The sequence below is a fragment of the Agrobacterium sp. MCAB5 genome, assembly GCF_052114365.1.
GTDB lineage: Bacteria > Pseudomonadota > Alphaproteobacteria > Rhizobiales > Rhizobiaceae > Agrobacterium > Agrobacterium tumefaciens.
This window is the reverse complement of the sequence record NZ_JBFREP010000012.1, coordinates 40,855-65,891: the sequence shown is the minus strand read 5'-3', so window position 1 is coordinate 65,891 and position 25,037 is coordinate 40,855. Positions and strand designations below refer to the sequence as shown.

21 protein-coding genes are annotated in these 25,037 nt (G+C 57.9%); 2 read left to right on the top strand and 19 right to left on the bottom strand.

Features of this window, described 5'->3' with window-relative positions:
* Nucleotides 1-221 precede the first annotated feature (221 nt).
* From AB4Z23_RS22815 to AB4Z23_RS22800, 4 genes are all read right to left on the bottom strand, one after another.
* Nucleotides 222-3,011 carry a bifunctional aconitate hydratase 2/2-methylisocitrate dehydratase gene (locus tag AB4Z23_RS22815; RefSeq protein ID WP_112178896.1) on the bottom strand — a complete coding sequence of 930 codons (2,790 nt, stop codon included), beginning with the start codon at nt 3,009-3,011 and terminating at the stop codon, nt 222-224.
* Nucleotides 3,012-3,349: 338 nt separating this feature from the next.
* Nucleotides 3,350-3,907 carry a fasciclin domain-containing protein gene (locus AB4Z23_RS22810; RefSeq protein WP_003518253.1) on the bottom strand — a complete coding sequence of 186 codons (558 nt, stop codon included), beginning with the start codon at nt 3,905-3,907 and terminating at the stop codon, nt 3,350-3,352.
* Nucleotides 3,908-4,169: 262 nt separating this feature from the next.
* Nucleotides 4,170-5,426, bottom strand: coding sequence for a Zn-dependent hydrolase (locus tag AB4Z23_RS22805; protein WP_025595131.1), 1,257 nt, complete (start codon nt 5,424-5,426; stop codon nt 4,170-4,172).
* A 19-nt stretch (nt 5,427-5,445) separates the two neighbouring features.
* Entirely contained in the window at nt 5,446-6,288 is an 843-nt protein-coding gene (locus AB4Z23_RS22800) for a BtpA/SgcQ family protein (RefSeq protein WP_025595132.1), read from the bottom strand.
* 24 nt (nt 6,289-6,312) lie between these two features.
* On the opposite strand from AB4Z23_RS22800, the gene AB4Z23_RS22795 reads away from it, so the two are divergent.
* A complete protein-coding gene (locus AB4Z23_RS22795; protein WP_013762216.1) occupies nt 6,313-7,209 on the top strand; it encodes a ribokinase in 897 nt (298 codons plus the stop codon).
* A 31-nt stretch (nt 7,210-7,240) separates the two neighbouring features.
* On the opposite strand, the gene AB4Z23_RS22790 is transcribed toward AB4Z23_RS22795, so the two are convergent.
* The 6 genes from AB4Z23_RS22790 to AB4Z23_RS22765 are packed head-to-tail and all read right to left on the bottom strand — an operon-like array spanning nt 7,241 to nt 12,930.
* On the bottom strand, nt 7,241-8,011 hold the full coding sequence (locus AB4Z23_RS22790; protein WP_025595133.1) for a glutamine amidotransferase: 771 nt from the start codon (nt 8,009-8,011) through the stop codon (nt 7,241-7,243).
* Nucleotides 8,012-8,036: 25 nt separating this feature from the next.
* The gene (locus AB4Z23_RS22785; RefSeq protein WP_013762214.1) at nt 8,037-9,104 is read right to left on the bottom strand and encodes a phosphotriesterase family protein; all 1,068 of its coding nucleotides are present in this window, start codon (nt 9,102-9,104) and stop codon (nt 8,037-8,039) included.
* Nucleotides 9,105-9,108: 4 nt separating this feature from the next.
* On the bottom strand, nt 9,109-10,113 hold the full coding sequence (locus AB4Z23_RS22780) for an ABC transporter permease (protein WP_003518264.1): 1,005 nt from the start codon (nt 10,111-10,113) through the stop codon (nt 9,109-9,111).
* Nucleotides 10,110-10,919: an ATP-binding cassette domain-containing protein gene (locus tag AB4Z23_RS22775; protein WP_013762213.1), complete on the bottom strand. Its 810-nt coding sequence runs from the start codon at nt 10,917-10,919 to the stop codon at nt 10,110-10,112. Before AB4Z23_RS22775 ends, AB4Z23_RS22780 begins: the two co-directional genes overlap by 4 nt.
* A complete protein-coding gene (locus AB4Z23_RS22770; RefSeq protein ID WP_025595134.1) occupies nt 10,916-11,869 on the bottom strand; it encodes an ABC transporter substrate-binding protein in 954 nt (317 codons plus the stop codon). Before AB4Z23_RS22770 ends, AB4Z23_RS22775 begins: the two co-directional genes overlap by 4 nt.
* Before the next feature lie 35 nt (nt 11,870-11,904).
* Nucleotides 11,905-12,930 (bottom strand): LacI family DNA-binding transcriptional regulator, encoded by a 1,026-nt coding sequence (locus AB4Z23_RS22765; protein WP_013762211.1) that lies wholly within the window; start codon nt 12,928-12,930, stop codon nt 11,905-11,907.
* A 528-nt stretch (nt 12,931-13,458) separates the two neighbouring features.
* Here AB4Z23_RS22765 and AB4Z23_RS22760 point away from each other — a divergent pair.
* Entirely contained in the window at nt 13,459-13,746 is a 288-nt protein-coding gene (locus tag AB4Z23_RS22760; protein ID WP_013762209.1) for a hypothetical protein, read from the top strand.
* Nucleotides 13,747-13,857: 111 nt separating this feature from the next.
* Here the strand turns inward: AB4Z23_RS22760 and AB4Z23_RS22755 are convergent, their stop codons facing one another.
* The 9 genes from AB4Z23_RS22755 to AB4Z23_RS22715 form a co-directional block, all read right to left on the bottom strand.
* Nucleotides 13,858-14,127 (bottom strand): DUF1488 domain-containing protein, encoded by a 270-nt coding sequence (locus AB4Z23_RS22755; protein WP_013762208.1) that lies wholly within the window; start codon nt 14,125-14,127, stop codon nt 13,858-13,860.
* Complete coding sequence (locus AB4Z23_RS22750; protein ID WP_025595135.1) at nt 14,124-14,417, bottom strand: hypothetical protein; 294 nt, start codon at nt 14,415-14,417, stop codon at nt 14,124-14,126. The genes AB4Z23_RS22755 and AB4Z23_RS22750 overlap by 4 nt, the downstream gene beginning before the upstream one ends.
* Before the next feature lie 607 nt (nt 14,418-15,024).
* A complete protein-coding gene (locus AB4Z23_RS22745) occupies nt 15,025-16,977 on the bottom strand; it encodes a putative bifunctional diguanylate cyclase/phosphodiesterase (RefSeq protein ID WP_013762205.1) in 1,953 nt (650 codons plus the stop codon).
* A gap of 74 nt (nt 16,978-17,051) precedes the next feature.
* Nucleotides 17,052-18,749, bottom strand: coding sequence for an acyltransferase (locus tag AB4Z23_RS22740; protein WP_441360804.1), 1,698 nt, complete (start codon nt 18,747-18,749; stop codon nt 17,052-17,054).
* The gene (locus tag AB4Z23_RS22735; RefSeq protein WP_441360803.1) at nt 18,746-20,620 is read right to left on the bottom strand and encodes a DUF2264 domain-containing protein; all 1,875 of its coding nucleotides are present in this window, start codon (nt 20,618-20,620) and stop codon (nt 18,746-18,748) included. Before AB4Z23_RS22735 ends, AB4Z23_RS22740 begins: the two co-directional genes overlap by 4 nt.
* Before the next feature lie 69 nt (nt 20,621-20,689).
* Entirely contained in the window at nt 20,690-21,970 is a 1,281-nt protein-coding gene (locus AB4Z23_RS22730; protein ID WP_013762202.1) for an ABC transporter substrate-binding protein, read from the bottom strand.
* A 47-nt stretch (nt 21,971-22,017) separates the two neighbouring features.
* The gene (locus AB4Z23_RS22725; RefSeq protein ID WP_003518282.1) at nt 22,018-22,722 is read right to left on the bottom strand and encodes a DUF624 domain-containing protein; all 705 of its coding nucleotides are present in this window, start codon (nt 22,720-22,722) and stop codon (nt 22,018-22,020) included.
* A gap of 19 nt (nt 22,723-22,741) precedes the next feature.
* Entirely contained in the window at nt 22,742-23,851 is a 1,110-nt protein-coding gene (locus AB4Z23_RS22720) for an ABC transporter ATP-binding protein (RefSeq protein ID WP_013762201.1), read from the bottom strand.
* A 13-nt stretch (nt 23,852-23,864) separates the two neighbouring features.
* Nucleotides 23,865-25,037 carry a glycoside hydrolase family 88 protein gene (locus tag AB4Z23_RS22715; RefSeq protein ID WP_003518286.1) on the bottom strand — a complete coding sequence of 391 codons (1,173 nt, stop codon included), beginning with the start codon at nt 25,035-25,037 and terminating at the stop codon, nt 23,865-23,867.

Genomic DNA, 25,037 nt, shown 5'->3' with positions numbered 1-25,037 from the left:
TATTTAATCGAAAGTAATTATCATTCCTATTCTGCCGCAGGCGTATTAATCAGAAGTTATGTGCCGGCGTTTTTTCGCGTGATTGTGGCGTTTTGCAAAGAATTTGACGGGTAATTTCAACCCTAGAGCGCGTCCGGTTTCAACTGAATTCGGTGGACGCGCTCTATATCTTTGGTTTCAAACGTTTTTCCGGACGTAAAAGTCCTACGCCCGGAAATACTTTAGTATTGGACAGACAGGGAATCGATTGGCGCAGCTTTCGGCGGTGCGAACTTGGTCAGATCGATACCTACCACGGCGGCCTTGTATTCCTCAGCGCTCGGTGTGCGGCCAAGGATTGCCGACAGTACCACGACAGGGGTCGAGGCCAGCAGCGATTCACCCTTCTTCTCGGCAGTGTCCTCAACAACGCGGCCCTGGAAGAGACGGGTCGAGGTTGCCAGAACAGTATCACCCTTCTCCGCCTTCTCCTGGTTGCCCATGCAAAGGTTGCAGCCCGGGCGCTCCAGATAGAGGATGTTCTCGTATTCCGTCCGGTTGGCAGTCTTCGGCTTGAGATCATCGAACTCGAAGCCGGAATACTTCTGCAGGATTTCCCAATCCCCTTCCGCCTTCAGCTCGTCGATGATGTTATAGGTCGGTGCCGCGACCACGAGCGGCGCCTTGAACTCGACCTTGCCTTCGGCCTTCTCGATGTTCTTCAGCATCTGGGCGACGATCTTTATGTCGCCCTTATGCACCATGCACGAACCGACGAAGCCCAGATCGACCTTCTTGGTGCCGCCGTAATAGGACACCGGACGGATCGTGTCATGGGTGTAGCGCCGGGAGACATCGGTGTTGTTGACGTCGGGGTCGGCGATCATCGGTTCGTCGATCACGTCCAGATCCACGACGACTTCAGCGAAATATTTCGCATTGTCGTCAGGGGTCAGAGCGGGCTTTTCGCCCGAGCGGATTTCGGCAATACGCTGATCTGCCTTGGCGATCAGGCCCTTCAGTGTCTGGGCGGCATTATCCATGCCCTTGTCGATCATGATCTGGATACGCGACTTGGCGATTTCCAGCGACTCGATCAGCGTCTCGTCTTCAGAGATACAGATCGACGCCTTGGCCTTCATCTCGGCCGTCCAGTCGGTAAAGGTGAAGGCCTGGTCGGCGAGCAGCGTGCCGATATGGACTTCAATGATGCGGCCCTGGAAAACGTTGTCGCCATGCTGCTTCAGCATCTGCGCCTGCGTCGCATGGACAACATCGCGGAAATCCATATGCGGCTGCATCTTGCCCTTGAAGGTGACCTTGACGGATTGCGGGATCGGCATGGTCGCCTCGCCCGTCGCCAGTGCCAGCGCCACAGTGCCCGAGTCGGCACCGAAGGCCACGCCCTTGGACATGCGGGTGTGGCTGTCGCCGCCGATGATGATCGCCCAGTCGTCCACGGTGATGTCGTTCAGCACCTTGTGGATCACGTCCGTCATCGAATGATAGACGCCCTTGGGGTCGCGGGCAGTGATGACGCCGAAGTTGTTCATGAAGGACATGAGCTTCGGAATGTTCGCCTGCGCCTTCTTGTCCCAGACGGAGGCCGTGTGGCAACCCGACTGGTACGCACCATCCACCAGCGGCGAAATGACGGTTGCCGCCATCGCCTCAAGTTCCTGCGCGGTCATCAGGCCGGTCGTATCCTGCGAGCCGACGATGTTCACTTTCACGCGGACATCCGAGCCAGCATGCAGCACCTTGCCAGGCGTCACGCCAACGGCGTTGCGGTTGAAGATCTTCTCCACGGCGGTGAGGCCCTGGCCTTCGATGGAGATTTCCTTGTTGGGCGCAAAGACAGGGGTGGCCTCGACGCCAAGCGTTTCCGCCGCAAACGTCTGGAGCTTCTTGCCGAAGACGATGGCATAGGAGCTGCCTGCCTTCATGAATTCCATCTTCTGCGGTGTGAAGGAGGATGAGAGATCGACCAGTTCCGTGCCGTTCTCGTCACGAAGCTTGTAGTTCTTGGCGTCGATCTTCAAAACGGTGCCGGTCTCAACCGAATATTTCTGCTCCAGAACCGGATTGCCGTCATTGTTGAGGATAGGCTTGCCGTCTTCGCCGAGTTTCTTCACCCAGTTCTTGAGGTTGATGCCGATGCCGCCCGTCACATCGACAGTGGTGGCGAAGATCGGCGAAATGCCGTTGGTGCCGGCAACGATCGGGGCGAAGTTGACGAAGGGCACATAGGGGCTGGCCTGCTTGCCGGTCCACAGCGCCACGTTGTTGACGCCCGACATGCGCGACGAGCCGACGCCCATCGTGCCCTTTTCGGCGATCATCATCACCCGCTTGTCGGGATGCTGCTTCTGCAGCGCGACGATTTCCGCCTGCGCTTCCGGCGTGATCATACACTGGCCGTGCAGCTGCCGGTCGGAGCGCGAATGCGCCTGGTTGCCAGGGGACAGAAGATCGGTAGAGATATCGCCTTCGGCGGCGATGAAGGTCACGACCTTGATCTCATCCTCGACATCGGGAAGCTTGGTGAAGAACTCAGCCTTGGCATAGCTCTCAAGAACGCCCTTCGCGACGGTATTGCCCGCCTTGAAGGCATCGCGCAGCCGGAACATGTCGGCGTCATAGAGGAAGACCTGCGTCTTCAGCACTTCGCCTGCCGGCTGGGCAAGCCCGGCATCATCACCAAGGGCGATGTCGAGCAGCGCTTCGATGGAGGGGCCACCCTTCATATGCGACAGCAGTTCAAGGGCGAAAGTGGGCGTGATCTCCGGAACGACAGTTTCGCCCAGAATGATCTGCTTCAGAAAGGCGGCCTTGACGCCGGCAGCGCTCGTGGTGCCTGGCAAGGTGTTGTAAATGAAGAATTTGAGGGCATCCGCGCGATATTCGCTACCGGTATCCCTGATCAAGGCAATGATTTCGCCGGTTAATCCGCCATCGTCGATCGGCTTGGGAGCGAGCCCTTGAGTTTTTCTGCTTTCGATCTCAGCCAGGTAATCCAAGTAAAGGTTCATCGCAATCCCAACGTCATGAGGTGTATGGCGCCGAAACGCAGCGCCACGAAACACTATTGTTAATCGGCCCAGGGTCCTATCGATTTCGAGTACGTCAACCAGGGCCGGAAGGCAAGATAGCGCACTCTGTTTCTGTTTTCGATAACGGAACAGGAGAACATGCGGGCAGGCATGCCGTCTGCCGTCGTGCCCTCAGGGATGCGCCCGGCATTCCTCCCCGCGGCCTGCCGTACGCGATGCCGGCAAACCATTGCCTCACCGATAGAAGCAACGTCGAGCACAAAAAAATCCGGCCACCGAGGAGGTGGCCGGATCAGGCATGCAGAAGATAAGAGCAATCACATCTTCGGAAGCAGAACCTTGTCGATGACATGAATGACGCCGTTCGACTGCTTGACGTCGGCGATCGTCACATGCGCAACACCACCCGCTTCGTCGGTCAGGGTGATCTTGCCCATGCTTTCCTTCGCCTTGAGGATGCAGCCGCCGACCGTCTTCACATCATGGGTGCCGTTGTCATCCTTGATCATCTTCTCGATGGCGCTGGACATGGCATCGGCCGCCACGACATGACAGGTCAGGATCTTGGTCAGCTGCGCCTTGTTTTCCGGCTTCAGCAGAGTTTCGACTGTACCCTTCGGCAATTTGGCAAAGGCCTCATTGGTCGGAGCGAAGACCGTGAACGGTCCCTTGCCCTGAAGGGTTTCTACGAGACCGGCAGCCTTGACGGCGGCGACCAGCGTGGTGTGATCCTTCGAGTTGACGGCATTCTCGATGATGTTCTTGTTTTCGTACATTGCAGCACCGCCGACCTTTGGATTTTCAGCAAAGGCACCCGAAGCAAGAGTCGAGATTGCCGTCGCAAGGGCGAGCGTACGGATTGCGGACTTGAACATTGAATATTCCTCTTCCCTAATCGCCTCGGCGCGGAAGCGCGCCTCTGAAGGCCTGTCGTTCCTGTCTCGGGGAACAGCACAAGTGACGAGAGCGACAGGAGGAAAGTTTCAAGCAAAACGTAGTTTCATACGATCGCTTGCTACAGCGCTGATTCATTTCGGCTTTTTCTCAACCGAATTACACTCGCGATCGGCCAGCGCGCAGTGATCTGCAAACGGAGCAACCCTACGAAGGGGCGAAAGCACCCAGCAAACATTCGATTTACGACGCTCCCGTCGGCGCTAGCAGCTGGAGAAGCGAAGCCAAGAGCATGTTGCCACCCGCAATACTATGCTCCTGCTCCACATATTCAGCCTCATTGTGACTGAGACCATCCCGGCAGGGTACGAAAATCATGGCCGATGGCGCGACGCGGTTCATAAAAAGCGCATCGTGGAATGCGCCGGAGAGCATTCTCTTTGTTGCAAAGTCCCGCTCTTGTGCGGCCTGATCCAATACGGCAAGCAATTCATCCGGAAAACTTGCCGGCGGCATGTCGAAAATCTGCGAAATAGTCGCCGAGCAGCCTGTGTCCGCCGCTGCCTGCTGGATAGCCATGCGGATTGTCTGCTCCATGACGCCGATTGTTGTCAGCGAAGGGTGTCTAAAATCGATCGTGAAGCGCACCGTTGCCGGGATCGCGTTCACCGCGCCGGGTTCAAGGGCCATTCGGCCAATCGTGAAACGCGCGGCCGGATCGGCTGGCATGATGTCGCGATAGAGTTCAGACAGCGCGTTGACCGTGGCTTGCATGGGGTCATGCCGATATTGCAGCGCCGTTGTTCCAGCGTGGGCGGTCTGCCCGTCGATAATCACCTCCAGCCAGCGCGTTCCCTGTATGCCGGTGACGATGCCGATCGGTAAGCCCTCTTTTTCCAATGAAGGGCCTTGCTCGATATGGACCTCGAGATAAGCGAAAACCGGCGTGCCCAGAGGCCGCATCGCGGCAACCGGGAGACTTTCCAGCGTGGCGGAGAGTTCATCTGCGAAAAGCGCCCCGTCAGTCGCGCGCATGGTCTCCCAGGCGCTTGGAATTGAACCGGCCGCAAAGGCCATGGAGCCCATGCAGCCCGGCGCGAAGCGGCAGCCCTCTTCATTCGTGAACGACACGACCTCCACCGGCCGCTCGGTTTCCACCCCGCAATCTTCGAGTGTTTCCAGAACCTCAAAAGCTGCGAGCGTGCCGAGCGCACCGTCAAAACGACCGCCTGCAGGCTGACTGTCGAGATGACTGCCGATAAGCAGCGGCGACAGATCCGGGTTGCGCCCCTCGCGGCGAATGAACAGATTGGCAATCGGGTCCTGAAAGACCTTGAAGCCGCGCTGCAGCGCCAGCTCCGTCAGCAATTGCCGCGCCTGCCGGTCGAGGCCGGTCAAGGCCTGGCGGTTTACGCCACCCTTTGCCGTCGCGCCTATTTGCGCAAACCGGTCGAGTCGATCGATAAGTCGCTGCCCGTTGATCGAAAGAGTTTGCGTCATCATCATTTCCCGTTTGCCCTCAACCCGAAAGCCCTGGCTGCGCCGCCTCAACAAACGATCGCACACGGGCAGGCTCGACAGGGTTCCACCAGACACCGCCCTGTTTTAGCGACGAAGCGACGATGACACCGCTGGTGCGCTTCAGGATTTCAACGATATTGGCTTCCCCAACACCAGAACCGACCAGAAGCGGAAGATGTGTGGCCTGCCCGATCTCTTCGATTTCCGCGATCGTTGCGCTGTTGCCGGTTCGCTGGCCAGTAGCGATCACCGCATCCGCATCAAAGAAGGCAAGGTCGCGGGTCAGCTCATCGATGCTACGATCACCCGTGATAGCATGCGCGCCATGCTTGACGTGGCTGTCGGCGAAAACCTTTATGTGCTCGGCCCTGAGCAGGGATCGATAACGCATCGCTTCCGCCGCACGCCCTTCCATGAAACCCTCGTTGGCGACATAGGCATTGGCCCACTGGTTGACGCGGATGAATTTCGCCCCGCCTGCCATGGCAGTGGCGAAAGCCGGGATCGGCGCATTGGCAAGCACGTTGATACCGAGCGGAACGCCAGTCGCCCGCGCGACCCGGTCAGTCACCACGCTCATGAAGGCAGGTGTCTCATGACCGATATCCTCCGGCTTGGAAAAGGGAATATCGCCATGGTTTTCAACGAGAAGACCATGCATACCGCCTTCGATCAAAGCCTCGGCATCGCGCATGCAGACGTCGTAGATGGCATCCATGGCCGCGCCACGATACCTTGGTGCTCCGGGAAACGGCGGGCAATGCACCATGCCGATCAAGGCCTTGTCACGACCAAAGATTTCCTGGATGGCATTCGCCCTATTGTCGGATATGATCTGCATGCCTTGTCCTCTCGAAAGTTTTTCATGCGTGCCTTCGTCATCGGCAATATCGCGCTCGACGAAACCTATTCCGTTTCCGCCCTGCCGGAAGCCGGGGCTTCGATTTTCGGCCGGCAGGCCTTCCGCGATCTTGGCGGAAAAGGCTGCAATCAAGCCATTGTCATGGCCCGATGCGGGCTCGATACCACATTGACTGCTGCTGTAGGTACAGATGACAGGTCTGCGACCATCCGCGCCCGCCTTGCAACCGAACCTCTGACCGCCGACCTCATTGGCATGGATGGGCAGACCAGCGATCTCTCCATCATCTTCAACACGCCCGATGGTGAAAACAGCATCGTCACGACCACCGCCTGCGCACAATCCCTGACCCCGGAAGACGTGGCCGGAACCCTTGGTACAGCCAGCCCCGGCGACCTTCTCGTCGTGCAAGGCAATCTGGGCGAAACAACCACCCGTCTCGCACTGTCGCAGGCAAAGGCAACGGGAATGATCACCGCATTCAATCCGTCACCTCTCCAACCCTGGTTTGAAAGTCTCTGGCCGCTCACGGACATCGCTTTCCTCAACCGCGGCGAAGCGGCCGCCCTGACCGGGGATACCGGCTCGACAGCGATAAAATTGCTCATTTCAGCCGGTGTCCGCCAGGTCATCCTCACCCTTGGCGGCGAGGGTTCGATGCTTGGCACGACAAACCAATGCCTGACCGTGCCCGCCGAAAAAACTGGCGTTGTCGACACGACGGGTGCTGGCGATTGCTTCATGGCCGTCACGCTGGCCTCCGCCGCGTTGAGAAACGTCAGTGTGGATGAACGGGCGTTGAGGCATGGCGCAAAGGCATCTGCGCTGACCGTCAGTCGTCGGGGCACGCTTTCAGCCTTTCCCGATATCCTTGAGCTCGCGGATATTTTGTCCAACTGACGATCCTCTCCACCGATACATGCCGCCGCGCTCAGCGAGCTTCTGTCAGCCAGCCCAGAATGTTTTTCCACAAACGGCCGTAGCCCTGCCATTCGCAGAAGGCGGGAGAGAGCCAGTGCGGACCAATGTCGGACGTCCACGCCGCTGTCCGACCCTGGCCAAAAACGCCGGTGACCAGAAGCGGATGACCGCCCTGCTCCGCAGGCAGGCGGGCGACCACGTCCACATCCGCGCGCTCGCGCACCTCTACCTCATTGACACCGAGGAGAAGCGGCCATTCGCCGGAAAGACCTGCAACGGTGGGATGATCCGGCATCAGAATGTCGGCCGTCGATCCTTCTGGAATTTCAACGCGGTCATCCCATGGCAGGCAGGTCACGGGAAGCGTATCTTCCACGGGGGTGCGACGCCACCGGGCCTTGCCATCGATACCCTGGAACGAGAAATATCCGCCAACCATCAGCAGGCCGCCGCCCTTTTCGACCCATGCCTTGAGAAGCTTCAGACGGTTTGGAACGGTTTTCGAGTGCAACCAAACCGCAGGCGGCAAAAGCAGCGAATTGGCACCGATGTCAGAGAGGATGATCGCGTCATACGCATCCAGCCCCGCCATATCGAAGGGAAGTTTCTCGACAGCATCATGAGCCGTCAGGTAGGTCAGCTCGTATTCACTACCTTCGAGCGCCTTTACCAGAGGTTCCGCGCCCAAGTGAAAGGTGACGCTGCCGAACTGGTCGAAGCCCTTGTAGTGAGTGGCGGAGCTGACCCAGCTTTCGCCCACGAGAAGTATTTTCTTTATCATTTTTCGTTCCATTTCTATGGGTTCGTCACGTCTTCGCCTGGAAGACCGAGCGCGGGTTATCCCGCATGAGGATTTGCAAGGTGAGGTCATCCAGACCATGCCGCTTCAATCGCGGCAGGAAATGCTTGAGGATATAGGCGTAACCATTGCCGCCATACCGCGTCAGCATCATCTTCAGGAAAACATCGTGGGAAAGCAGGATGCGGTCCAGATATCCCCGCTCCACCAGCTGGACGATGGCTTTGGCCGCTTCGTCGTCACTCGGGCATTGGACCTGCTGATCGGCATAGAAGAAATCCATGCCGATCATGTCGTATTCGATGAAGGCACCGCGGCCGGCAAGTTCTCCCTGATAGCCAAGGTCATCATGCGACGGGTTCATGTGACACAGAACGGTGTGACTGACATCCGCGCCTTCCTGCTCGACTACATCGAGAACCCTGTGACCCAGCCTTAACCAGCCCGGAAGATGCACCATGAGGGGCAAACCTGTACGGGCCTGCGCCCTCGCCGCACCCCGCAGCGATTTTTGCTCCTCGGGGGTGAAGTCCGAGGACACACCGATCTCTCCGATCAGACCGATTTTCACGCCGGTTCCGTCGACGCCCTGAAGCGCCTCGTGAACGATTTCATTGGCGATGTCGTCGATGCTGAGCGCTGCCACTTTCTCAGGATGGGAGGAGGCCAGATAATAACCCGCCCCCATCACGATGTTGAGCCCGGTCGCCTCGGATATCCGCCTGAGGGCAAGCGGATTTCTGCCGATACCCTGGCAGGTCGGCTCCACCACTGTATGGCCGCCCTGAGCGGCGAATTCATGCAGTTCTTTAATCGCAAGCGGCTCATCATCCAGCGTGATGTTGTGCTTGTTGACGAAGGGATCCTGGCGAAGTTCGCCGAGGATTTCCTGGCAGACCAAGCCCTCTGCCAGATATTGCCGCTCCGGCGTTTTCGGTGCGTGCCACCAGCAGCGGCAATCGTTGAGAATATGCTCGTGCATCAGCGTCACGCCGAGCTTTTCCACCGGGACGGGACCGGCAACCGTCATGAAATTGCCGGAGCGAATATGGCCTTTCGAGAGTTCATCCACCATGGCCTCAACCCTTTTTTCTGGAACCCAAGCGGAAGTTGGTGGTGAAGATGCGCGTGTTCAGCCAGATGGCGGCAAGAATGATCGCGCCCGTGACGATCTGTGTGAAAAAGGGCGAAATATGCATCAGGATCAGCCCGTTGCCGATCACGGCAATGGTCATGGTGCCAAGCACGGAGCCGAGAATGGTTCCGCGTCCGCCCATCAAAGATGTGCCGCCAAGCACAACCGCTGCCACGACCTGCAGCTCAAAGCCGACAGCAGCATTGGAGGAACCCGAGCCAAGGCGTGACGCGATCAGCAGCCCAGCGATTGCGGATGCCACGCCTGCGACCAGATAGACCGATGCAAGGATCCATTTTGCCGGCATACCCACACGACGGGCAGCCTCCAGATTGGAGCCTACCGCCACGACCCGGCGTCCGTAGCGGGTGGACGAAATGACCACATAGGCCACGACAGTGATGAGGATACCGATCAGCGCCGGCACCGGGAAACCGAACAGGTCTCCGCGACCGAGAAAAAAGAAGCCGGGCGCATCCGGAATCGGCACCGAATACCCTTGGGTGATATAGAGTGCGACCCCTCGAAGGATGGACAAGCCTGCGAGCGTAACGATGAAGGCCGGAATGCCCTGATAGGCAATGAACCAGCCCTGCAAGAGACCAAGCACGGCTCCGAGCATGAGCATGGCGACCAGCACCAGAGGCCACGGATAGCCCGCCGCCATGAGGATGGCACCGACGGCGTTGATCAGCGCAACCATGGAGCCGACCGACAGGTCGATGCCGCCGGTGATGATGACAAGCGTCATGGCGACGGAAACGATGAGGATGGGAGCGGCCTGACGCACGACGTTCAGCAGGTTGCCTGCCGTCAGGAACGTATCCGTGCTTACGGCAAAGAACAGCATGCAGGCGATGAAAAAGGCCGTTATGGACAAGACCTGCGCGTTTTCGGCGATGAAATCGGCGACGGGTGAGCCCTTGGCGCGTTCAGTGTAGACGGTCAATGGCGACCTCCCACGATCAGTTTGACGAGGTCTTCGAGGCTGGTTTCGTTGATCTGCCGTTCGGCGACCTTCGTTCCCTCGTACATGACGGCGATGCGATCACACACGCGGAACAGATCCTGAAGACGATGAGTGATGAGGATGACGGACACGCCCTTGGCCTTGACCCGGTTGATCAACGCCAGAACGGCCTCCACCTCTGCTACGGCAAGCGCCGAAGTGGGTTCGTCCATGATCAGGACCTTGGGATTGAAGGACGCCGCACGGGCGATTGCGATTGCCTGCCGCTGTCCGCCGGAGAGTTTTTCCACCTTGGCCGTCAACCTTGGAATACGGATTTCCAGCGCGTCGAGCATCTTGCGGGCCTCGGCCAACATCGTCTGCCGGTCGAGGAACGGACCCTTGGTGATCTCGCGCCCAAGAAACAGGTTGCCGATCACGTCTATATGGTCACAGAGGCTCAAATCCTGAAAGACCATCTCGATATTGCGATTGCGCGCATCGGCGGGACCGGAGAAACGGACCTCTTCCCCTTCGAGCGTAATGGATCCTTCATCCGGAATGTAGGTTCCGGAAATAACCTTCGTCAGCGTCGATTTTCCAGCCGCGTTGTCACCGACAAGGCCCAGGCATTCACCGGGATAGATGTCGAGATCGACGCCGCGCAGCGCCTGATGTGAACCGAAGGTTTTTACGATACCGCGAAGCGAGACGCGCGGTTCTTGCGCCGCACCGGAGAGATGCTGGGGGAGAATATCTCCCCCAGCGCCGGTGACAGCGGTTGGGTGCTGTCCGCCGGCGATCATTTGAAGACCGCCCGGTAGGGCTCGACATTGGCCTTGGTGACGATGGTCACGGGCACGGCAATCGTCTTTTCGACACTGCCACCATCAGAAACAGTCTTCAGCGCCTTGACGGCCGCAGCACCCATGGCCGCCGGGTCCTGCTGAATGACACCCGCGACATAACCAGCGTCGATGCCAGCGATCGCCTGCTTGGTCAGATCCCAGCCGAAGACCTTGATGTCCTTCTGCTTGCTCTGGCTTTCGACGGCAGCGACGGCGCCGAGAAGGGCCGGTTCACCCGTTGCGTAGATTGCGGTCATATCCGGATTGCCGGTTATGAGGTTTTCCGCTGCGGAAAGAGCCGTATCCTGCACGTTCTGTCCGTCAACGACGCCAGCCGCCGTGATGCCGGGCTGATCCTTGAGCGTGTCCTCAAAGCCCTTCTGGCGGATATTCTGTATGAATGAGTTGAGGGCCCCGACGACGCCGATCTTGGCCTTGCCGCCCATGTCTGACTTCACATAGTCGACGAAGAACTTGCCCATGTCGGCACCAGCCTTGGCATTGTCGACGCCAATCTGTGCCTTCTGAGGCCCTTCCGGCAATATTGCGTCGATAGCGACCACTGGGATGTTCGCTTCGGCGGCCTGCTTTACCGCAGGCATGATGCCGTTGACATCAATGGCAACGACCGCGATCCCATCGACCTTCTGCTGGATATAGGTCTCGATGGCGCTGTTTTGCGCTGCCGGATCGTTATTGGCATTGAAGATGACGAGCTTGACGCCCGCTTCCTTCGCCGCCTTTTCCGCACCCTTGTTCATGTCGTTGAAAAAGATGGCCTGCTGGTTGATCTGCACCAGGGCTATCGTCTTTTCCGCGGCACCGGCAATGCCGGCGGAAAGCGTCGCCCCGGCCAGAAAGGTGGCGGCAAGGGCTGCGGAGAAATATCTGCGTTTGATTATTGTCATTTGCGTTCTTCCTCTGTTGGTTTTGTCCGTCGCAATTATTGTTTCGACGGCGGCGCAACGGAGCTCCGCACGACGATTTCTACGGGAAGCAGCTCTTCCGGATGGGCCGGAGTTTCCTGTTCCCAATTGGTTTCGGCGAGCAACGACAGGGCGCGCTGGCCAATGGCCCTGACCGGCTGGCGAATGGCGGTAAGCGGCGGATCGAACAGATGCAGCGGGCCGACATCGTCGAAGCCGATCATCGATACGTCCTGCGGAATGCGCACACCCTGCGCCCGCAAGACTTCAATCATCCCGATGGCGATTTCGTCGGAGCTGGCGAAAATTGCCGTGGCGGGACGGCCTTCGGAAAGAAAACGCAAGGCCGCCTCGCGACCGAACTCCGCGGTATAGTCGCCGCAATAGCGCATGATCGACGGCTCGGAGCCGCAATGTGTCCGCAACGCCGCCTCCAACCCAAGGAAACGCCGCTGCGTGCTGAGCATCTCTGCCGGGCCGCCGACATAAAGTACGCGTTCGTGGCCATATCCGGCAAGGTGTTCACCAGCCAAGCGGCCGCCCTGTTCATTGTCACAGAACAGCTTCGGCACGGATGCCCCACTGACGTCTTCATCGACCACAACGACTTTGCCGGTGGCGCTGATAAGCTCGGCAAGCTCGTCCGTATCGGGGTGGTTGGTAACGAAGACCAGCCCGTCGACATGGTTGCGGGCAAGAAGCCGCAGATAGGACAGTTCGCGTCCCGGCCGGTTCAACGTTGCGAAAAGCGATACGGCAAGACCGCGCCTGTCTGCCTCCTCTTCCACTGCTGCAACCAGCATGCCGAAGAACGGGTTGCCGATATCGGGAACGACGAGACCGATCGTATCGGAGCGCCCACGGCTCAGACGCCGGGCATGCGGGTTAGGAACATAGTTGAGCTGGCGAATGGCGTCTTCGATGCGGGCCTTCGTGTCCGCAGGCAATTCCAGTGAGCCGTTGAGCAGCCGCGACACCGTAGCGACGGAAACACCCGCCGTGCGGGCAACATCCTTCAGACTGGTCGCGCGATTTGGCGCCATCATTCTTCCCGTTCCTGTTCCCGTGGGCCTTTGGCCTCTTGATAGAGCTTGTAAAGCGATTTACTAAACCGGTTTACAAGGAAATCCAAAACTTGCCCCCTGTCAAGATCATTTGGTGAGGCATTCGAATTTTGGCATATCGGAGACTTTTGCGGCCTTCCGACGGAGAAGGGCAATCGCGAGACGAGTGACGGCGCTCCTCGCCTTCACATAGAGGTGTCTTCGATCAGCACCTCGGATTATCAGGATTGTTTCATTGCTAAACGAATGAAACGGGTCCACTGTGTTTGTTCCAGCAGCTATAGTACGGGCGCTGCTGTTTAAGGGTTGAATACCCTGGCCCCGACAAAGGAGGACGCCATGTCTTCCATATTCCACCAACCGACAAAACAGAATCTCGCAACGCTGGCTGGCTACGTCTTGTCTGCGGCAAGTGTGGCGTTGATCGTTTACATCCTGATCGGCGCATAGTTGCGATAACCGGCTGTAACTGTGCGGGTTTTAACGCAACCGAAAGCGGTGTTGGACATGATCGAAAGAACCACAGAGACCGAAATCACATTCACGCATCCGTTCCGTCTGGAGGCCCTTTCGGAACCCTTGGGAGCGGGCACTTATCGCCTGGTCATAGACGAGGAATTGATAGAGGGCCTCAGCTTCACGGCGTATCGCCGCGTGGGAACCCATCTAGAGATTCCCGCGGTCGCTGTCGCCATGAACCGCCGCCAGTTCCTTCAGGTGTCACCAACTGAAATCGATGATGCATTGGCTCGCGACGTCGCAACCGTAGCCGCCGGCCCGCGCGCCATTCCATGATCCCGCAATGGTCGCGCATTTCCTAAAGTGCGTAGCAGTTTTACGCCCGGAAAATGCGTAAAAACAAATAGCTAGAGCACGTCAGAAAATTTTGTTTAAACAGGATGTGCTCTAGCCGAAGTCGGAAGTCGTCAGGACGTTCAAATTGCGCCGGTACTTGGCATACACCTTCTTGGCAGCCTCGTAGATCGGCGTGCGCATTGCGTCAAAAGACGAAAGGCATTGGGCTTCCGACATGCCTGTTGCATGCACGCCGCCCTTAGCGAGTGCAGCGGCTTCGACAAAAAACCGGATTTCGAACATGCCGTCATGGCCGAAAAACCGCACAGCTTTACGCACATCGTCAAAACTGCGGGCCGAGTTGGGGAAAGCCAGTGTCATGCTTCACACCTGCTGCGTTCTTCCCTTCGCAAAACGTTACGACGATTGAGTGAAAGCATGCCATCGGTTGCTTCCGATATGCTGAGTTCAGTCAGCCTGCGGCCACCCACCCGTACCGGCACACCGGTGAATACATGATATATGGTCCAGGTTTGGTCCCTCTCGATCCTTCTTCCATATTGGGAGTCAACCGTATCGGCGACGGAAGTCCCGCCTTCGTTCTCCCAAACTTCGATCCTGAGCGCCTGGCGTCTTTGGTCGTTATAACTATTCATGGTCTTGCCTTTCATCCGAGGCTTCAGCGCGGCTTTGATCCGCGTGGAGCCGGTTTTATTCTACATTGCGACTGCTGCGTTCCTGTCTCTCGGTCGAAAGTCCCTATCGATCGGAGTGGTGCTTGAGCCAGACATCCCTAAGGACTAAATGCGGTGTCGTGTCCGGGTGGTACCAAGAAAATCCAGGAGCGAAACGACCAGATGCCATGAAATGGCACTGGAGAAATGCAGATGGTCTGCGTTGTGCAACTGGTGGCAGCGTAATCGCCCGTCAACCAGCATGCTCGTGCCGCAATAGGTGACATCTCGGTGATTACCGCAAAGAAATACGGCACCGTCAGCGCAAACATTCACTAAAGGACAACGAAGAAGAGGCGGTGCCTCTCTGACACCGGGGAGCCGTGCTGCCAGCACAACGAAGCCTATACTGCGCCTGGATTGCGCGGAAAACAAGGCGGACGCTAAAAACCTGCCGGGCAGAAAAAGCAAACATGTCTATTCAAAGCAGACATTTCTACGCCATGATAGAAGTAGCCGAGCCCTGTTTCCTGTCCTTCCCCGGATCAACATCAGCAGGCAGGCATCGCAGCCGGAAAATCGGGGCCGAAAAACCCAGGCCACTTCAGGCTGACAGGATCATGTGCTTTTTTGCCTGTCCGGAAAGAAACTCACGGACATCCTGTTCTCGTAGTGGTGCCGCATAGATATAACCCTGCACCAGCGTAGCACCGAGACCTTCAAGGGCCGCGAGTTCCTCCAGTGTTTCGACCCCTTCCACCACGCATTCCAACCCCATGTCGCGGCTGAGCGTGAGCAGCGATTTAACGATTTTGTAGCTGGCTGGCTTTTCGTGCAGATCCGTGACGAAGCTGCGGTCAATCTTGATCTTGGTGAGGGGGAGAGCGTGCAGCCGTGTCAGGCTGGAATAACCGGTGCCGAAATCGTCCAGCGAAATGCCGCAACCGAGCCGCCGCAGCATTTCGACCGACTGCCTGACCTGTTCGAAATCATGCGCAAAGGCCGTTTCGGTAATTTCAAGGTCAATACGTGTTGCGTCGAAGCCGCTGTTTTCGATGATGCCGATCAATGACAGCACGCCTTCGCAGGAATTGAGGTCATGGGCCGAGAGGTTGAAGGACAGTCTAAGGGATGGCTCCCATACCGATGCGGAAGCGAGAGCGGTTCGAAGAAGAGGCCGCGTCAGCGAGCTGACGATACCGGCCCGCTCGGCAATGGCGAAGAACTGGGCAGGCGGGACATGCCCAAGGACCGGGCTGTGCCAGCGCGCCAGTGCTTCAAAGCCCGCAGCTCTTCCATCGCGTATGTCGACGATCGGTTGGAACACGACTGAAAGCTCGTTTTCTATCTCTTTCTGCTTGAGCAGATGTTCGATACGAGCTTCGATATTGATCTGCTTTTCGTGCTCCGCATCGAAGAGGACGGCATCGCCGCGCCGGGTTTTCTTGGCGTGATACAACGCATAGTCCGCACGGTCGAAAAGTTGCTCAAGCGTCAGAGCAAGGCACGGAAATACGGCGATGCCCATGGAAGCAGCGACATGCACAGTCCCCTCGGGAAGATGATAGGCCTCCCTCAACCGTTCCGAGATCACGTTCGCATTTGCAACGAGTTGTGCATCGTCAGGTATGATGGGGGCAACGATCGCAAATTCGTCTCCGCCAAGTCTAAATGCCCTGCTGGTCGTCAGAGTATCTGTGAGACGTTTGCTGACGCTGACGAGCAACCTGTCGCCCACGGAATGGCCGTAAAGGTCGTTAACCGGCTTGAACCCATCGAGATCGATAACGCCCAGCGCCAGCCGCGTTCCCGCCACCCTTGCTTTCTCGATCTCGGCTTCCAGATGGGCGAAAAAGGCGCGGCGGTTAGGCAGTTCCGTCAGGCTGTCAATATTGGCAAGCAGCAGGTTCTCATTGTTCAGCGCTTCCGTGCGCTGCTGCGAAACAATCATGCGCTCGAAATTGCGGTAGTTGGTCAACAGGATGGACATCATGCCCGCACAGACCAACAGAACATTGATGGCAATGGCGATGAATGTCGGTTGCTGTGAGGCCAAAAAAAAGATGACGAAGGCGCCGTTGACGATGGCCGTGACCATGAACGCCGCCGAACGCACATACATCAGACAGAAGATGCAGGATATGACGGTAATCGCCATGTAGAAGGCGACGTGGGATTGCGTATAGGCGTCCCCATACGGCACCAGCAGAAAAGACCAGAGCGTAAATACCACGGCAATGCCGGCCGCCAGGCGATTTGTGCGCTGAAGCGCTGCATGAGCCACCTTCGGCGCGGGATCGATACCGCGGGTCCTCCACCAGAACGCGATCCTGACGGTGCAGCCGAGTGTAAAAAAAGCCGGAATTCCAATGGTGAGCCAAAACGGCGCCAGTTGCAGATGTGTAGTCGCCAGCGCCCATGTACTTGAAATCAGTATGAAATACATCATCGGCATCTGCCGGGTGAAGGCGCGATATTGCGCTTTCACCAAGTCCGGATTGTCGGACCGGACAGACATAAAATCAAGCAATTTCTGTTTGGCGTTTGTTATGTTCATTTGCACGACTCATCGAGTACAGAGTCGGTTGTTTAGCAAGTCCGTCTTACATCATCGGAAATACACAAGGTAAATCAAGAGGAAATGAAATCAACTCCAAGATGTGCATTCATATTTGTACATAATCTGCGGCAGCCGCCGAGGATTTCCACTGGTTCAAAGCGATGAATGCCTCTCGGTTGGAATGGCAGAAGCTGTTGTTCACCGAGGAGCCTCGCCGAAAGCCAGAGAACAGACATCCACATTTCTGTGCCCTGTAGTCCGGCAGGATGCCCTTCCGCGAAGGCAAATCCGCTGCCTTTCTGCCAGCGCCCCCTATTGCGTCTCAGAACTTCACGGGCGATCTCTTTTGCCTCGTCCCGCCTGTGATCCGTCTGTTCCAGGCAGAGAAGCAGGGGATGGACCGTATCGAGCAGGTTGCAGGCGTTAAACTCCGTACCCTGAAAACCGCCATAGGCGCGATAATTGGCGATGACCGAGTCGACTGCCGCTTCCGGATAGGGAACGGGCAGGCCGAACTGGGCGTAAGAGCCGCGGGTGAGGCGGTAAAAGCCGTTGACCGGTTGCAGCAGGCCCTGCTCGGTCGTCGCGTCACCCCAGAGACCGGTAGTTCTGTCCGCATTCACCATCAGCCAGCCAAATAGTACGGCGAGATTGTCGCCGGATACGAAGTAGCGCCGGTTGAAATAAAGCGCGGTGGAGATGGCGTCGATAGTAGCGCCGCAATGCCATGCCCGGTTTTGCCAGGGGAGTTCTTCCAGAAGAAGAATGAGGGCGTCGGCACGCATCTCCTCCACGAAAGCAATCTGCTGTTTCGGGCCGGCGCCAAGACATTCGAGCGCATATCCGACAGCCAGAATATTGTAGAGGACCGTTGGGTCCTGTTGCGGCGGCGATGAAGGGCGGCGGTTGGCAGAGAAAAACAGTCCTGTTTGGGTATCCTGCATAGCATGAAGGCCAGCCACGGTTCTTTCGACGTCGAAGGCGGTCTCTTGCTGCCCGAAGGCTGCGGCGATCTCGATAGCATCACACAGATGCCTGGCGTTTTCGACCTCATGTCCGGATGCATCGGCTGAACGATAGGAGCCCCCCTCCTCATAGGAGCGAATGGCGGCAAGCCAGTCGCCGGCAATTTCCTCGCCGAGTTCTCGCAACAGGCGATCGGTTTCAGGCACCTTGGGCGTATCTGCCTTTTCCCCGCGATATTTCAGAACCCGGGCGGGAACACCACCGGCAACAGCCAAGGCGGGAACGTCTTTCGCCACCACCGCGCCCGCGGCAATAATCGCTCCGCGCCCTATCTTCACGCCGTCCAGCACGACTGCGTTGGCGCCGATCCAGACATCGTCGCCGATATCTATGCCGAGCGAGGTCAACGGCTGGCGATAGATGGGGGTGTCGGTATCGTCAAAACCGTGATTGAAGCCGACGATGCTGACATGCGAGGCGATGCGCGCACCATTACCGATCTTCACCCTGCCGGAAAGGCAGGCATAGGGGTTGATCGAGACGTTTTCTCCAAGTTCGATATCACCGCGCACGATTGCGTAACCGGCAATCCAGGACTGCGCGCCCATCACCAGCCTGTCCGTATGCAACTCGGCTTTTGCGGCGATGTAGACGCCCTGCCCGAAACTGGCATTGGCCGAGCGCTCAAGACCGCGCAACAGCGCCTGATGGTCGGGACGGTCGATATCTTCCTGTTTTCGTTCCCAGGTCAGGATATTCAGCCGATCCAGCCGTTGGAAAACAGTCTGGGTTTCGTCTGTCATAATGGCAAGCCTGCACGGCTTTCATCGAGTGCAAAGGCGGAAACGCGACGTCCCTCAAGCCTGAACATCTCTTCCAGCGCGGTGAGATCGGGAGCATCCGGTAAGGTCACCAATGCCGCTTCTGCCGCCTTGCCGGCGGGTAGCGCCATGCAGGCCGTAACAAGCAGCGTTTCGCCTGATGGAACGGTGCCACGCAATTGCGGCACGAGGGTTCTGGCGTGGATGAGATTGGTGTTGGCAATGGCCTGATGGCACAGTCCTTCACGACGAGCCCCGAGCGAAAGATCGACAATGACGCTTGTGTCGCTTTGGCCGTAGCATACAGCGCGGCATTCTCCCGCTTCTGTTCGGTCACGGTTGAAATCGGCGCGCTCTATGGCAAATCCGCCTTCCGATGTTTGCAGCGCGCGTGGGGTCCGGATGCGGTGCAGCCTAATATGCCACGGATTATGCGGCACGAGCCAGGTCTCTATCTCCACACCCGCCCATGGCCTCCAGCGGGAATAGAGGCAGTCTCCGGCAATCAATGCCTCTTCCATCGTCTCGCGCGTACGGAAGTGTACACCATCGTCGGAAAGACCGAGCATGCCGTCAAAAGCTGCGGCGGCAAAATGCCGGTCATCCGCCTCGACATTGAAGGCATAACGGGTGGAATAGACGAATTTCGAATATTTTTCCTGCGCGCCGCGCATCCTGTCGTGCTGCTGCCCCGAGGATAGAACAACGACGTTGCCGGGCGTATGGAAAGCAACCATGCCCGGTTCCGGCAATGAAACGGGTTCGGCGAATTCTTCTGATCTGGTCTCTTCCGCCGTCCAGAAGGGATGATCGGCGGGCAGCGCCAGCGGCAGGAAGAATTTGAGCGCCCAGTAGGGCGAGCAGGGAGAATTGTAGCTCTCGCTCATTAAAAGGTTCGGATAGCCGTATCCCACGGAAAGTACGCCATCGCGATCCGCGATCGGCCGCTTCGACCACCAGCGGATATGCCGCATGTAATAACCTTTGATCTCTGGCCATGGCAGCGCCTGCAAGCCGGAAAAGGCGAGTGCACCCCAGAAACCACCCGCCGCAAACCGGTATGTCTGGCTGCGCCCGAAGGCGAGCGAGGCCCCGTCCGGCCCGAACCAATGGCGCATGTCGCGGGCGAAAACTCTCGAGCGTTCGATGAGCCGTTTTTTTCTCGCCTCATCGTCTTTCGCAAGCACGGTATAGATCAGCCCATAAAAATGCATGGCGAAGGGAATATAGTGGTCGACACGCCGTGCCGGCCCGTCACGATACCAGCCATTGCCGATATCAAATGCCTCTATTTCGTCGAGATATGCATGGGTCTTGGCCGTGTCGAATTCGACACCCACCCGCTCCAGCCCGAGATCGATCAGAACGCGGAAAAACTTCCAGTTATTATCGACGAATTCCCGCTCGCGCGCCGCCAGAAGGTAGACCGTGACGGTCTTTCTATCCGTTTCCGCAAGCGGCTCCCAGATGTGTTCGGGAACCATGGCGAGTGCAAAGCCTATTGCCGCCAGCTCCACCAATCGTTGGTGCCGGTCTGCGGTGTCACCCCAATATTCGGGGTGGGCCGGGTTGGTGCCATTGGCCAATCCGCGCCGGTAGAGATCCCAGTGCGGAAAGTCATAGCCGCCGGCGGCAAGGGGTACGATGCCCCATAACGGTCGGGCAAAGCCTTCCAGTTCGGCAGCCGGGTAATCAAATATCGCGCCTGTCGCGCCCAACTGCACGCGCGCGCCGCCCGCCGAAAAACAGGCAAGCAGCGGATTGAAGAGATCAATCACAGCCTTTGCGAGATCGTCCCTGCTTGAAAGCGGATTGTGAAAGAGCGGATTGGCTGCGGCGGTTTCATGGGGCACGGTGACGAATGTCCGGAATTCTTGGGTCAGGAAAAAGGCCGCAGGCTTTCCGCCTGCGGCCCATGGCAATTATTTGATGGCCTTGACGCCGTCATTCATGTCCTTGATGCCGTCATCGATTGAAATATTGTCGGTCATCAGTGCGTCATGGACACGGTTCAGAACGACTTCGATCTTGGCTGCATTCGGGTTGACCGCCATTTCCAGATAGGCCTTGCCCGCCTGCAACGCGTCCTTGCTGCCCTGATCCTGCGGGAAGCCCGGCAGCGATGCGATCTTCTCAGCCACATCGTCGGTTCGGAGTGCAGGGAAAGTGCCGGTGGAGGCAATGATGGCCGCTCCCTCAGGCCCGGTCACGAACTGAATGAAATCCAGCGCCGCTTCCTTATGGCCGGAATTAGTGTTGACCGACAGTCCGGCAATCTGCGCGGCCGTCGCACCTGCCGCCACGCCATCGGGATGGGGGAATTTCACGATACCCCAGTTGGCGCTTTTCGACTCGCCCGATTTCACCTTGGCGATCTGGGTTCCGACGAACCAGGTGCCCATCGGCAGCATGCCGATCGTTCCGTTGAAGAACAGCGCGGAGTAATGGGTATTGGATGTCTTCAGCGAGGCGTAGGACGGTATCGCGCCGGTCTTTTGCAGGGCAAGCGCACGCTCATACCAGGGTTTCAGGAACTCATAGTTTCCATCAACCATCGTGTGTTTTCCATCCTGAATGCCGGGCAGTTGCACCGTCGAACGCCAAGTGTGCAACAGAGCGCCGTAAATGCGGTTCGCGCCCATGCCGCCCTTCAGCTTGCCGGCTGTTTCATCGAACTGCGCCCAGGTCATGTCATTGGTTGGATAAGGCACGCCTGCCTTGTCGAAAATATCCTTGTTGTAATAGACCACCCAGAAATCGGAGCGGAACGGCAGGGCGTATACCTTGCCGTCAATGGTCAGTTCCTCGATCAGGCCGCCATAGGGTGCCGTCTCGATCTTCTGATCCTTGATGAAGTCGCTGAGATCGGTGATGTTGCCGGCGCGGACCAGATTGGCGTATCCGGGAACGTCCTTGATGGTAACGACGTCAATGTCCTTCGAGCCGCCAGTCAACTGCGTGGATATCATCTGCGTATAGTCCTGCGAGCCGAGGTCCACCACCTCGAACGTGACATTCGGATGCTTCTGCTTATAGGCCTCCATCAAGGGCTTGAAGTAAGCGCCCTTATCCAGATCCCATAGGGCCCATTTCAAGGTGACGGGGGCATCGCCCGCGGCGAATGCTGTTCCTCCCATACCCATGGCAATGCCGAGACCGGCGGTTGCCAGAGCAAATGCACGTCTGGTTGTTTTAAACTCCATAGCCCGTTTCTCCTTCCCTGACTGATGTCGTTTGATTTTGGTATGTCTTAAACGCCGCTCCCCGCCCGTTCTGATATCCGCAGGCGCGTTTGCGCGGCGACGTTTCTCGCCGCGAAACACAGGGCGAACATGCCGAGCGAAAAATTGATGGTTGCCGGCATAAACACGGACACCGGATAGAAGAGGATATGCGCGATCCAGAGCGCCGCGACGAAGCTGAGCGCCGCCAGCATCGGCCATGGTCTGGTGAGCGCCAGAAACGCCGCACGCCGCAGGGTCTGTAAAAGCGGCAAATCCTCCTTCGCCAGGACAACGGTGGCATAGGCGCAGAGAAGGGTGAGGAACAGTGTGACTGCGAGGCTGATCGCAAAAGGCACACTGTAGGCGAGTTGCGACCGGGCAGCATCGGCATAGCTGACAGTTGCGTAACCACCGCCACCGACCACCAGCGCTGCGAGAAGCACAAGCGCGGTGCCGCGCAGGGCGAATGTCCGCAAGGCTTCAAGGAAATCGCGCAGCAGATAGGTATTTTCGTCGTTCGAGAAAGAAACGCAGACGCGGCCCATGGCCAACATTGCTGCGGGCATCGTTACGACCGGCAGGCTGGCGATGATAAAGAGGAGGTTTAGCTTCACCATCTCCCACCATTCGCGTCTGATAATATCGAGGAACAGGGCGAGACCGGTAGGCGGCGGGGCGTTCTTGTCGATCCCGGCTCCTTCCTTCGTCCATAATCCTTCCAGCCATTGCATCGCTTTTCTCCCGGCCCGTTCAATAAAGGATCGATCGCTCGGTGGCGGGATCAAAGAGCTGCGCATTCGTCAGATCGGCCACCAGCTCAACGGGATCGCCGATCTTCGCCCGGAAGCGCGGTGAAACACGTGCGACGAGGTTTTGACCGCCCGAGATGAGATTGAGATGCACTTCCGATCCCATCGGCTCCGCCAATTCCACTGTCGCCTTGAAGGGAGAGACATTGGCGGCATCGATATCCGCCGGAGCAAATTCGTGGAAATTTTCAGGGCGAATGCCCAGAACGAGCTGTTTTCCTTCGTAGGGAAGTACACGCCCAGGATCGATACCTGCCGGCAGCGGCAATGGGTTGCCGTCGAATATGGCGATAAAGCCGTCGCCCTGGCGGTGCAGCGTCACCGGAAGCATGTTCATCTGCGGTGCGCCGATGAAACCTGCAACGAACATGTTAATCGGCCGGTCATATAGATTTTGGGGCGTATCCACCTGCTGGATATGGCCATCCTTCATCACCACGATGCGATCCGCCATGGTCATGGCCTCAACCTGATCGTGGGTCACATAAATGAAGGTGGCGTCCAGCCGCTTGTGAAGCTTGGAAATTTCCGACCGCATGGTGCCGCGCAGCTTGGCATCCAGATTGGAAAGCGGCTCATCGAGAAGAAAAACTTCCGGATTGCGCACCATCGCCCGGCCGAGCGCGACACGCTGGCGCTGGCCACCGGATAGCGCCTTGGGTTTGCGGTTCAGCAGGTGGGTGATGTCTAGAATTTTCGCCGCGTCCTTCACCTTCGTATCGATGAGGTCGCGCGGCGCTTTTCTAAGCTCGAGACCGAAGGCCATGTTCTTGTAGACGGTCATGTGCGGATAAAGCGCATAGTTCTGGAACACCATGGCGATGTCGCGGTCCTTGGAGGGCACATCGTTCATCACGTCTTCGCCGATGCGCAATTCGCCGCCGGAAATTTCCTCCAGCCCGGCAATCATCCGCAGGGTGGTGGATTTGCCGCATCCGGAAGGGCCAACCAGAATGATGAATTCCTTGTCGGCAATATCCAGATCGATATCGTGAACGACCTTGAGCGCGCCGTAGCTTTTATTGAGTTTTTTCAGGGAAATGCTTGCCATCTGTTCCTCGCGCTCACCAATAGGAAGACCAGTTGCGCGAAAGCCGGATCAGCGCTTCCAGATAATAATAATCACCCCAGGAGACGCACTCATCGACCCCTTCGCCCCGGCAGGTATTGTGGGCGGTTTTCTTGGAATAGGTGCCGTGCAGAAGCTGGCCGTTGGAGATCGCCGGGTCGCGGACCGAATAGTTGTCCATCAGGCTCTTCACCATGCGTCTCGCCAGCTCGCGATACTCCTTGGCCTTTTCCCGCGTTTCCAGCTCCGCCATTTCCAGCAGACCGCAGGCGACGATGGCCGCTGCCGAACTGTCGCGCGGCTCGTCATCGCCATCCGCAAAGACCAGGTCCCAATAGGGCACGAGATCATCAGGCAGGCGCTTCAGATAGAAGGCAAGAAGCCGCTCGAACGTTTCGCGATAGGCGGGAAGTCGCTCGTAGCGGTACGAAATGGCCATGCCGGCAATGCCCCAGGCCTGTCCGCGCGCCCAGTAGCTCTCGTCGCTGTAGCCTTGCTTCGTCACGCCGCGCACCGGTGCGCCGGTCTCGGGGTCCATATAGAATGTATGATAGGTGGAATCGTCCGGCCGCACAGAGTGAGCGAGCGTGGTGCGGGCATGGGCAAGGGCGACGGTGCGATAATCTTCCCGGCCCGTTTCCCGGCTTGCCCAATAAAGCAGCGGCAGGTTCAGCAGGCAGTCGATGATGTAACGAAATTCGTTGGGATTATCCCGGCGACCCCAGGCCTGAATGAATTGACCAATCGGCTGGAACCGCTCCATCAGCTGATCGGCGGCCATCAGCGCCGCTCGTCTGCCATCCTCGTCACCCACCAGTTTCCATGCGGCGATGCAGGAGGGCGAATAGAGGAAACCCATATCATGATGGTCGGTCTCTATGCGGTTTTCGATCCGATGAAGAAAGCTCTGCACCTGAATTTGCGCCGCGTGCTGAAAGGTCCTGTCGCCGGTATGTTCGAAGGCGAGCCACATCTGTCCCGGCCAGAAACCGGCGGTCCATTGATCGTTGGCGACTGCGGGGTAAAAATTCTTCACGCTCGAGTGGTTCTGCGCCGCGTAGGTGAACTGCGGCAGATTGCGCCGGACCTGTGCGACGGCGGCTACGAGCGCGGCGTCGATTTCCGCAGCGGTGATCGGGTTCGGAACGGTCGTGGTCAAGTCGAACAT